We start from the raw sequence: 4,585 nt of genomic DNA, 5'->3' as shown, positions 1-4,585 counted from the left end.
CGCTACGGGGACAAGCCAAAGTGAATGCCCAGTGGCAGCTGTATTGCCTTGTTCATAATATTGAAAAGCTGCAAAAGACGATGCATTAGGCAGGGCAACCCCCCAATTGCCTGAAATCCCCCCCAAAACCAGCCTGAAACTTCCCATAAAAACGCCAAACCTTGATAATTTTCATCACAGCAGAAAAAGACTAAACAATTGAGTCAAAACAAGAACTCAGCTATGGTTTGGTGCATCATAAAAATATATTTTAGAACGAGTAATTCTACAGGCTCGTTACATTTCAAAATAGATCGAGCATGGAACGAGCAGAAATAATAGATCCTGGGTTTTCAACCGCAGATACTGACTTTCCCGACATCAGTATGGATGAGGGGGACTTAATCCTTAAATTTAAGGATTGGCAGAAAAATCAGCGCGAAGTATTCTTTTCGGATACCGTTGCATTTAAATGGCAAATGATCGAAACCTTCATCGAAGGCGAAGAGTACGATAGAAGCCATATAATTATCGAGTCAGCATGGTTAGCAGAGCATGTTAAGCAAGGTGAAATCGGGGCTCAAGAAGGGTACAAGCATTACAAATTCAATTTTAATGGTAATGGGCAACTTGAGGTAATCAGCAATGGCTTCACCGTCAAAATGTAACAAGTCAAAGCACGCGGACTTGGTAAAGCTGTCACCTTTTTTGTTCCAAAAAAGTCGCTAACGTTACCAAGCCGGTGTTTGAGGCGTTGAGGCTGTAGAATTTCTCTTTTTTTAAGAAATATAGCCTGTTTTATGGGTTCCAAATGCATTACCTATTGTCTTAAAAGCGCTTTGGATTGATTGCTGGGCCCCGTTTTTTAGTCAAATCTGGCTGTTGGGGTTATTCTACAGTCTCGTTAGTGCGTCAAGCGAAGCTTGATGCATCTTGCAGGGTGCAAGTCCCTGTCGGGTAAGGTCTAACTCACCACCCGTATCGAGTGTTGCGCCTATGGCGGAGCTGGTTTTTTTTCAGCGAACAAGATAGGTGAAGCGTATACAGAGAATTAACTAGGCCACAGGGGATGCGTGCCGAAACGTCGGACCGCCCTAAAGTGCTGAGATCGATCCGATAAATACAGTCTGACTGACGAGGTTTAATCTTTTCATAAAAGAAGTGCCACTGAAGTCCAAGCAAAGCAACCGTAATGAGTGAGGTTGTGGCGAGTCAGCGGAGTTAATAAGCCGTGGCATGGTTAAAGAGATGCATCACCTTTTATTGGCTAATGGCTCTTTGAGAGAGTCAAGGCTGTTCCGCATGGATGCGGTAGGAGTAGGGAAGCTCGCATAGTGGCAAAACGCAAGACCTGACCCTGATCGTGCTGTTTGCCGTTCGAGCTGATGGCTTCTCTAACGCCATTATTCTTAAGGAATTTTTGTTAGATCCAATACCATCGTTGTAGCACTTGAAAAACCCACTAACCACTTTACATGAATGAAACTTTCATCCCTCAATGCGACAAACCCTTTTGATTCATACAGGTTTCTAGCTCGTGGATTGCTGTCAATAACATCTAACCTCACTGATTCGAAGTTATTCTCTTGCGCATAAGTAATAATGCTATCCAGTAGTAATGAACCAATACCTTGCCCGCGGAATGCACTATCAACAGCGATACCATCCATAACCAATTGTAGCTCTTCCGGCTCTCGATCAAATAAGCTGAAAACTAAACACGCCCAAAGGCCTCGGAAAAAACCAAGTTGATCGATTAACTCTGCAGCCCCCATACCTCCAGTCAGAGAGCCGGATTCAACTTTGAAGCCGGCCAATCCAACCATTTTTGTAGCGGCGAAAGCTGCAAATGAATAGTCAGGAATGAAACTTTTTGAAAGAATGTTAATACGTTGATTTTTACTCGGTATAGCTCGGAGAAATTTAAAACCAAATGCTTCTTCATATAATTCAGCTATTAACAATGAATTTGCTAAATCCCAGCCTTTTTCAATACGAATTTTCATATCAAGAACCCCTTATCTAACCTGACCCTGATGGTTTCGTTAAAATAACCAATGCAGCAACCAGTTGGATAATTGCGGTCATCAGCGGTGGGATATCGTTTTCTAGAAAATCCACTAACTCTCGTGACATATCAAGTCGTGCATTGCGGGTACTAATGGGTAAGTGTGCTAATTTTTGGGCAACGGACAAGCCAAGATTAACGCGGATCTTGCCAAAGGCTCTGGTATCGTAAATACGTCTTGCAACCACCAACGCCCAAGTAAAGGCAATGGACAGCTTATTTGCACCAAGTAATGTTTTGATAGTAAAAGGGTTAACTTCATCCATCAGGTTTGCTTATCAACAATTAGCGAATTCAGAGCATGGTGACAGGATTGCAACGAGATAAAGTGTCCCAAATTGCTGTATGTTTAAGCCTAGCGGCATAATGGATAGGCAAAACCTGCACTTTTATACCTGCTGTTTATTTATGCAGGTATAATGGCGTTTGGCAGATTTTGCCACGTTTTGGCGAGGTAAATAAATTGTAAAAGTCTCGCTTTGTTCACACCTTATTTCTAAATATTTGATATATAATCACAAAATGAATCAGCTAAATCCTTTATGGGGGCCAAATTTGGCCTCGGTAAATACTAGGCTCGCTTTGTTTTCCACTGGTCTCAGAGTTTATGGCGAAAAGCGGTGGTAAGTGTATGATAAATAATTATTTTAATGGGTTTGGCCTAGATGGTAGTGTTTGGGGTTATCAAGAAAAAGGTGTAATACGCTGTTAGCATTCAAGGAAGAGTTATGAGTAGTTGGGAAGTTGGTCCTTTTGAAAATGATGATGGTGCAGACATACTTTCGGTATGGAATGAGTATTTATCAGACACTGCATTGACCTGGGGAATGGAAAAAACGTATTCATTTTTTGAAGATGTTTACTTTAAGACTCGATTACCGATTATTACTGATGGTAATGCAGATAAAGTTATAGCGATAGCAATTAAATTTAGTGAAACTTTTGATAATATCCCAAGTAAACTCAAAAAATTAGTAGGGGAAGCTATCGCTTGGGAACTTCAGCTTAAAGTTCTTTCTGAATGGAAAAGTAAATCGAATAAAAGAAAAAAATCATTATTGGCTAGTGCTGACAAATTAGGCGTAATAAATAGCATTCCAAAAATTAATCAACGGGCTTCTAATTACTCAGAAGAAATAAATTCACTTAAGACATGGTTTGCTAACCTAGAAAGAATAAATAATGTTAGAGAAACTATGTCAATTAAAGATTTTGATTTTATAGATTCGATCAAACCTGCTTTTTCTTCTGAGGTCGAGAAATTAACAAGGATCTATGATGAATCCGATGAAGATGGTTCTGCTGAATTAGGACATTTAAGGTATTTGTATTTAATTTGGTATGTCCTTTTTAGTCTTGAATTCGATTCAGATGAAATAATAGGTACCATCGAAAGAAAGCGCCTTTGAATGCTAACAAATAAGAATAGGTGTCGCGAAGCCCTTCAAAACTGTTGTAATATTTAAGTGTGGTGAATAAAAATATAGCAGACACGAGTTGGGCCAGCGAAGGCTAGCTGATAGTCGCCCCGCTATACTTAGCCGTTATTATCGACCTATTTTCGAGAGCGCTAATGGGCTGGTCAATGAGTACTAACATGAAAGCCGATCTCGTGTGTGATGCGTTAAAAGTGGCCATTTTCCGTAGAACGACCAAAAGGTGTTATCGTTCATGAAAAATCCTTACCTTCCACCAAAAGACAACCAAAAAAGAATATTTAAAACCCCCATAATAGTACCGCTTTTGGTAATTATGGTTGTAGTAATCTATGCTGGGTATATTTTCTTTTATGCTACTAGCGAAGAAATAGGCTTCTTTGCCTACCTTAAAGGTATTTCATTTGAGGTGTTTTTACTTTGCGAGGTGGGAATTATTTATCTCATTCTGTACAACAAAAAACAATTAGATGAGTTTTTGCACGATTTTCCATCTATTGAAAATAAACATAGTTTGGAGTGCCTCAAGCCTATTGTACGCACAAATATGTATTCATCATTATTTATGCTGGTATTTTTGGCTTTAGGTTCACTCACAGCCATTATGTCGATATTAAACCATGGTTTAGTAAAAGGGGTCTTGGTCGCCATACTGTCAGTATCAGCAGCAAAGCTAATTAACTGGTATAACCCAAGTGAACAAAAAATGAAGCATATTGAATCTAGTGATGAATCATTGGAAAAAGAGCTGAATGACATCTTGCAATGTTGGATGCATAAGCCATTTCCGAACTTTTAGACAATGCCTAACAAAAGTATCTTGAGTGAGCTTTTTACGTCGCTTGAAAAAGACCAAACAACAAAAAAAGACGCCAAATACTACCGGTACTTTCACTGGGCAAGTAAGACTAATGTAGAAAGTATTTTAAAGCAGCTAGAAGCAATTGGTCTGGATGCTATAGTCGGATCTACCAGCGAAGCACTGAAGGATCCCCTCATAAATCCCCCAGCGCACAGCCATATTTTCTCAGCTGTTGGGCAAAAATAATGCCCGCAGCTAGTAGTTCTTGCGTACTGACCTCGTAATCAGGCCGCCTCATAA

Annotated in this window: 6 protein-coding genes and 1 pseudogene; 5 read left to right on the top strand and 2 right to left on the bottom strand. The window is 39.9% G+C overall.

What is annotated here, in order from left to right; translation table 11 throughout:
* Together K6Y31_RS22565 and K6Y31_RS21740 are read left to right on the top strand one after the other, a co-directional pair.
* The coding region (locus K6Y31_RS22565; RefSeq protein WP_486624569.1) for a transposase at positions 1-89 on the top strand (89 nt) is incomplete at its 5' end.
* 210 nt (positions 90-299) lie between these two features.
* Positions 300-647 carry a hypothetical protein gene (locus K6Y31_RS21740; RefSeq protein ID WP_233055135.1) on the top strand — a complete coding sequence of 116 codons (348 nt, stop codon included), beginning with the start codon at positions 300-302 and terminating at the stop codon, positions 645-647.
* Between the two features lie 741 nt (positions 648-1,388).
* Here K6Y31_RS21740 and K6Y31_RS21735 read toward each other — a convergent pair.
* Positions 1,389-1,985 carry a GNAT family N-acetyltransferase gene (locus K6Y31_RS21735; protein WP_233055134.1) on the bottom strand — a complete coding sequence of 199 codons (597 nt, stop codon included), beginning with the start codon at positions 1,983-1,985 and terminating at the stop codon, positions 1,389-1,391.
* 16 nt (positions 1,986-2,001) lie between these two features.
* On the bottom strand, positions 2,002-2,313 hold the full coding sequence (locus K6Y31_RS21730) for an ABC transporter six-transmembrane domain-containing protein (RefSeq protein ID WP_233055133.1): 312 nt from the start codon (positions 2,311-2,313) through the stop codon (positions 2,002-2,004).
* A 462-nt stretch (positions 2,314-2,775) separates the two neighbouring features.
* Here K6Y31_RS21730 and K6Y31_RS21725 point away from each other — a divergent pair, with 462 nt between their 5' ends.
* From K6Y31_RS21725 to K6Y31_RS21715, 3 genes and pseudogenes are all read left to right on the top strand, one after another.
* Positions 2,776-3,456: a hypothetical protein gene (locus K6Y31_RS21725; RefSeq protein ID WP_233055131.1), complete on the top strand. Its 681-nt coding sequence runs from the start codon at positions 2,776-2,778 to the stop codon at positions 3,454-3,456.
* 122 nt (positions 3,457-3,578) lie between these two features.
* Positions 3,579-3,720, top strand: a pseudogene (locus K6Y31_RS21720) (DDE-type integrase/transposase/recombinase); the annotation flags it as partial.
* Positions 3,719-4,282: a hypothetical protein gene (locus K6Y31_RS21715; protein ID WP_233055130.1), complete on the top strand. Its 564-nt coding sequence runs from the start codon at positions 3,719-3,721 to the stop codon at positions 4,280-4,282. The pseudogene K6Y31_RS21720 and the gene K6Y31_RS21715, both read left to right, overlap by 2 nt.
* Positions 4,283-4,585 lie beyond the last annotated feature (303 nt).

Origin of the sequence: Motilimonas cestriensis (genome assembly GCF_021295315.1) — a bacterium.
GTDB lineage: Bacteria > Pseudomonadota > Gammaproteobacteria > Enterobacterales > CBDFNC01 > Motilimonas > Motilimonas cestriensis.
The sequence above is the reverse complement of the archived record's forward strand: the minus strand, read 5'-3'. Positions and strand labels throughout refer to the sequence as shown.